The 5,441-nt window shown below is 53.7% G+C and carries 6 protein-coding genes; 4 read left to right on the top strand and 2 right to left on the bottom strand.

All coding sequences use genetic code 11. The features are described from left to right. Window positions 1–408, bottom strand: a 408-nt coding sequence (locus tag FS320_RS37050; RefSeq protein ID WP_244627627.1) for a transposase, incomplete at its 3' end; no start/stop codon positions are given. A gap of 1,375 nt (window positions 409–1,783) precedes the next feature. Here FS320_RS37050 and FS320_RS37045 point away from each other — a divergent pair. From FS320_RS37045 to FS320_RS51120, 4 genes are all read left to right on the top strand, one after another. Next, window positions 1,784–2,092, top strand: coding sequence for a hypothetical protein (locus tag FS320_RS37045; RefSeq protein ID WP_152717311.1), 309 nt, complete (start codon window positions 1,784–1,786; stop codon window positions 2,090–2,092). A gap of 564 nt (window positions 2,093–2,656) precedes the next feature. Continuing rightward, window positions 2,657–2,863 (top strand): hypothetical protein, encoded by a 207-nt coding sequence (locus FS320_RS37040; RefSeq protein WP_152717310.1) that lies wholly within the window; start codon window positions 2,657–2,659, stop codon window positions 2,861–2,863. Between the two features lie 54 nt (window positions 2,864–2,917). Beyond that, window positions 2,918–3,145 (top strand): hypothetical protein, encoded by a 228-nt coding sequence (locus tag FS320_RS37035; protein WP_152717309.1) that lies wholly within the window; start codon window positions 2,918–2,920, stop codon window positions 3,143–3,145. A gap of 80 nt (window positions 3,146–3,225) precedes the next feature. After that, on the top strand, window positions 3,226–3,498 hold the full coding sequence (locus FS320_RS51120; RefSeq protein WP_152717308.1) for an Ivy family c-type lysozyme inhibitor: 273 nt from the start codon (window positions 3,226–3,228) through the stop codon (window positions 3,496–3,498). Between the two features lie 297 nt (window positions 3,499–3,795). Here FS320_RS51120 and FS320_RS37025 read toward each other — a convergent pair whose 3' ends face one another. Then, window positions 3,796–4,587 (bottom strand): NYN domain-containing protein, encoded by a 792-nt coding sequence (locus FS320_RS37025; RefSeq protein ID WP_152717307.1) that lies wholly within the window; start codon window positions 4,585–4,587, stop codon window positions 3,796–3,798. Window positions 4,588–5,441: the final 854 nt, after the last annotated feature.

Below are 5,441 nucleotides of genomic sequence, written 5' to 3'. Positions count from 1 at the left end.
ACAGCCGGGATGGCCTCCCGCACCGCCAGCATCAGCCAATAGGCGGCCGTATGCAGCACCAGCCGAACCTGGTTGGCCACGGCGCGCCGGCACGAGGTCCGGTCGGAGGCGAGTTGCGCCTTGTGGATCAGCGCGCAGCGGGCCGAAGTCGTTGCAGTCCTCATAGCCGCACGCGATGGCGAAGATGCGGGCGCGGATCATGTCGGGGATCGCGTGCGTCACGCGGCCTGGATCGCGGCGATCGGGGATGAGGCGCGCCAGCCGATTGGCAATGCCGAGCCGGCGCTCGGCCTGGGCCAGGAGCATCACACCGCCGTCCGACGACAGGCGCCCACCGTCAAAAGCAGCGGTGATCTTCTTGCGGGATACGGCTGGAAACGAGAACGTCGGGGTTGTATCGTCCGTCATGGCGGGTGTGGCACAGTGCAATCGGTGGCAGGGGTTGGTCTCAGCAACCAAATCCTACGCTGCTTCAAGCGCTTAAGCTACATCCGCCAGCCCTCTCCAGCCCTCTCGTGCATAAGAACGGCTAATTTCGTGGAAGGATTTCGTTTGGTTAGATTGGGCTATACGACCCTACCCCTCACTTCCAGGGCTTTGCCCAGACTTGGAGATCAGAACAGGGACTTTAGGCGAGGCGTTAAAACTGACCTCCGCGCATAACCTCCTAAAACTGATTCCGGACCTGTTCTTCCTGGATTTTGGGTATGGGAAAACCCTCGATGTAGTATGCGGACAGGATATATAATGATATAAAATTATGCAAGATAAAACTGACCGGTTCTCGTAGAACAATGGGCGGGAGCTAGAGCACGCGAGTCTCCAGGTTGGATGACTGTTTAGGCTTGAAGCGCAGAAAGCCTCATGGTTACCGGAGTCACTCCACATTCCGACCCAACCTCTCGCCGCCCCTCACTCTCGATAAAGCAATTTTGTCCAGACTGTCCCGAGATCTGGCGACCGGAAGCTCATGGCCGACTTCTAGGAGGCTGCCGACCCGGATCGACAAGTTCGTGGCCCATCCGCGTGAGAGTCCGACGACGGCGAGCCGTTCGGGCATAAAACGATATCAAAGTCCGGAATCGGTTTTGCGCCTCAGTTCTGTTGCTCAGCCTGCTCCCGATAAAATTATTTTAGACCACCTCGGTCCACTCCAGAGCCGCTCGTTTTCCCGCCAGGAGGGCTGCCGAACTGGATCAACAAGTTCGAGGAGCCTCGCCGAGAGGGGCTGGCGACGGCAGCGAGGTGTTAAGGCATAAAACAATTTTAAAGCGCGAGACTTCCCATTGTCTTGTGCAAAGTCAGGATCGCATGGGCGACGCGCGCCTTGCTCGCCTTTGATGACGGCAGAATATGAATCTGCGACTTTCTTGGGCTTCGCTGGTCACAAACATGCTCTTTGTGGCGCACGCGAGCGGCATTCTGACACAGCACCCAAGGTGAAGCAAAGCGAATGGCAAGCCTGCAACTCGTCAGACGAAAATCAATTTTCCCATGAAACTCGTCAACAACTTCCCTTCTCTTTTAAGAGCCTATGGCGAACTCACTATAGAAGCGACACTCAAACTTCGTGATAATTAGTTCAACTAAAATATTCATTCGCCCGGTCCGCCACACTGTCCCGTCTCGCTAGATGTCGTATCATAGATCTCATATTCAGTTTCTGCATATTTTATTTCTTTTAACCAACCACGACTTGCTTCATAAGCGTGACGCCAGCGACACCCAACCTCAAGCTAGATTAAATTAATGTCAAAACTCGCTTCAAGGAGAGTATTTCAGTATGAAGAAGATCATGAGCGGCAGGACGTACAACACTGCTACAGCTACTCAAATTGAAATCTCCGAAAAAACCGCACTGTTCTCGGGACTATATATAGAGCGCGAAACTCTTTATCTTACACCGACCAAAAACTGGTTTGTTTATAGTGTTAACTGCATCTCAGGCCATAACAACTTACACCCTCGTATTCTTACTAAAGTTGAAAGTCATTCCATGCAAGCTTGCAGCCCAGAAGATGCTCGGTTGTGGCTTGAAGAGTGCGGCAAGGCGGAAGCTATTGCACGTTACTTCACGTCCTTAGACAGATAGTACTCTGTAGAGATGGCGGGGAGCCGCCCCTCTTGATGGCAAAATCGTTTCCTCGACCATGAAGAAAACCGAGATAATTCCGCTCAAGCGGGACATCATCCTTTTGCTGCTCTAACACCTCCAGCTTCAGACATCCAGAATGCTTCATCGAAAACACCCAGCCCGCCACGACGGGCAACGCTTCCTCATGACTGCAAGGCTCGCATGGTCACATCTCATGGTTTGCTCCTGATCATCCCTCAAGCCTTCTCCACGTTCCTGCCCAACCCCTCCGCACTCTGCTCTGTAAAATTATTTTATGCTGATCGTCAGGAGATCTGGCGACCTGGGTTCGCTGGAAAGGCTGACAAATCATGCGAGACTAAAAGCACGCTGGCAGTTGGCCGAGGAAACCTAATCTCCAACAGCAATATTCCTCTAAGCGGAGAACCCCAAAGCAATTTGAGCATCCACGCGTGCCAGGAAAACATCTGCTAAGTTATCACCAAATATAGTGACTTTTATGTGTATGGGTACTATCATAATCAAATAGTATCTGTAAGTCTGCCACAAGAGGAGGTCGGTATGGATCAGTATATCGGCGGACAAATGACTATTGCCGCCATAGTACAAGCTTTAGCAGCACTTATAGGCTTCCCGGTTATTATGTTTCAGCTTTATCTTCTGAGAAGAAACATACGAGGAGCTACCCAGGATAGGCTTTACGCACATTACATGGAGATATGTAAGCTATTCATGGGGAAACCACATCTGCGTCCTTACTTCTATTAACAGAAGAAACTGTTAGATTCGGATAACGAGCTACTCAAAGCAGAAGTTGATTTTATGAGCGAGGCTATTTGGGGTCTCGTAGAACATTCCTATGTGCAAAAGGGTAATCTTCCAAAAGATTGTTATAGGGATTGCTGGGAAGTCTACGCTGCTGAGCGGTATAAGAAAAGCAGAGTGTTTAGAGAGTACTTCAAAGAAAACTTTGGTTGGTATATCAAAGGAATGGATGACGTAGCAAAAAAACTAGATGCTCAGGATCAAATCTCTCGAAGCCGCCAATGATGCGCACACACTAAAGAAACCAATGATGCCTTCAAGAGAGGCTCCGGGTCGCGCCGAGAGCATACGGAGCCTATCTGAAGATGCTTCCCCCGGCACTCGAACGAACGGATTGGGCGGGTCGCGTCCATGGAACTGGCACACCCGTGGAACTGATCCGGATCGACGGAAGGCGCTATTTGTCTGGCCTGATGTGTAAGCCGCATGAATGTGCCGACAGTTTCATCGTCTTTCTGGTGGCAGTTGACGGGTCGAGGGCAGCGGCGTTGGGAGGTCTGACGAGACACAGGGCGAGATCGTCGAGCTTGGAAGCCCCACTGCCAGTGAACGGCAGTATCTTGACCGGCAACTTTTGAACGAAACGAACCAGTGACTTCCGCCGCGTCGGCTTGGGCACGCTCGGTCAGACTGCGATCCTCGTCGAGGTTTTAGATAGTTCTATCGCCTCCGGAAACCCGATGACCCATCTTGTTGCCGGGAGGGCTGCCAACCTGGAACGACAAGTTCGGGGAACATCGCTGTGGAGGCTCAACGGCGGTGGCGAGGCTCGGGACAAAATTAGTTTTGGGACCTGGGATCGACCTTGCGGATTGACCTCACTATCCGTGAGCATCCCGGAAAATCATTGCTGCTGAGACTGATCCGAAAAAAGGTCAGGAAGTCGGCTTACTGGCTGCGCCTTTCTGCCGAGTCCGTTTTTTCGCCGGGGCCTTGGGTTCCTGAGGAATGGGGCGGACCCGCAATCCTCCGGTCTCTGCTTGAGCAACTTCAAATGCCCCTTTCCTCCGCACGAGATCACTGAGCTTGCGATAGCCATATGTGCGTGGATCGAAATCTGTGGCGATGCTGGATAACCGCTGGCCCAACATACCGAGGCTTACCCAGCCCTCCTCCCCTTCCACTTGGGACAAGGCTTTCTGGATGAGCGGGATTGCAGCACTCGGTGATTGCAGCGGCTTCAGCGCTTTGGCTGTCTCTTCCCCAGGCGTGGGAGTCTCAGGAAGCAGGAGGTTTTCGGTGTAGATGAAGCGACGACACGCCTGCCGGAAGCTTTCCGGAGTTTTCCGCTCCCCAAATCCGTAGACTCCCAGGCCCTGCTCGCGAATGCGGGGTGCAAGGCGGGTGAAATCGCTGTCGGAGGAGACGAGGCAGAACCCGTGAAAGCGTCCGCTGTGTAGGAGATCCATGGCATCGATCACCAGGGCGATGTCGGACGCATTCTTGCCTGCCGTATAGGCAAACTGTTGTTGGGGGATGATGGCATGCTGCGCCAGGATATCGGCCCAAGGCTTCAGACGGGGACCTGCAAAATCGCCGTAGATACGGCGCACGCTCGCTTCCCCAATCTTGGCGATCTCCTCAAAGAGCCTGCTGGCGATCTTGGCCGACGCGTTATCGGCGTCGATGAGGGCGGCGAGGCGGATGGAGCGAGGCTCTGATGCCATTGAACTCTCATGGGAAACTGAGTCGTCAGCTTAGAGAAGCACAGACATGTTCAGGACCCAAGTGAATCACACCCGTGGGCGTCGGCGCAGTTCGAGATCTCATGGTTTGCTCCTGATCACTCCTCAAGCCTTCTCCACGTTCCCGATAAGTCACACCAAGTCCATCCTCGCTAAAATTATTTTGTCCGGACCGACCCGAGATCCCGCGACCGGGTTCGCCGGATGGCTGGTGATCTGGATCAACAAGTTCGAGGAGCATCGCCGACCGAGCCCAACGGAGGCAATGGGGCTCGGGATGAAGTGATTCTACGATACCGGATCAGTGGGGCAGAACTGCGCAGGACTGGTTTTTGCTGTCCAGGGAGATCCACGGAGACTGAAGCCGGGCCTACTGCTTTTGGGTTCCGTGAATCAGCGACCCGTCTCCCGGTAGGTTCATTTTACGCTGACAGGGCCATATCGTTTTGGCCGTCCACCGCCGAGCTACGACGCAAACTTGCGAACAGGACAGCAGGAGGTGCTGGGATCAGCCGAAGCCGTATCACCCGCGAAACCCTCAAACGAGTTGACGGCCTCCTGCTTTGCCTTCGGTCAGCAGACATCGTTTCTGCATCTCATCGGTGTCAGCATCCCAAGTCCCGGCCAAGATCACCGAAACCACGTCGTTTACGGCCTGCTGAAGATGACTGACAATCTGAAACTGCCTAGAGCGCGTTGACATTCAGGCTTTCGACGGACTCGCAAATCTGATTCAAGCTCCTTTTGGGCGCGGAGGCTTGGGTGAGCGGAGTTCGTCTGATGTTGAAAGATCACCAGTGGGATCGGATGGAGCCGCATTTGCCGGGCAAACGCAT

Origin of the sequence: Microvirga tunisiensis, assembly GCF_009296175.1 — a bacterium.
GTDB lineage: Bacteria > Pseudomonadota > Alphaproteobacteria > Rhizobiales > Beijerinckiaceae > Microvirga > Microvirga tunisiensis.
Note: the sequence above shows the minus strand (reverse complement) of the source record. Positions and strands in the feature narration are given on the sequence as shown.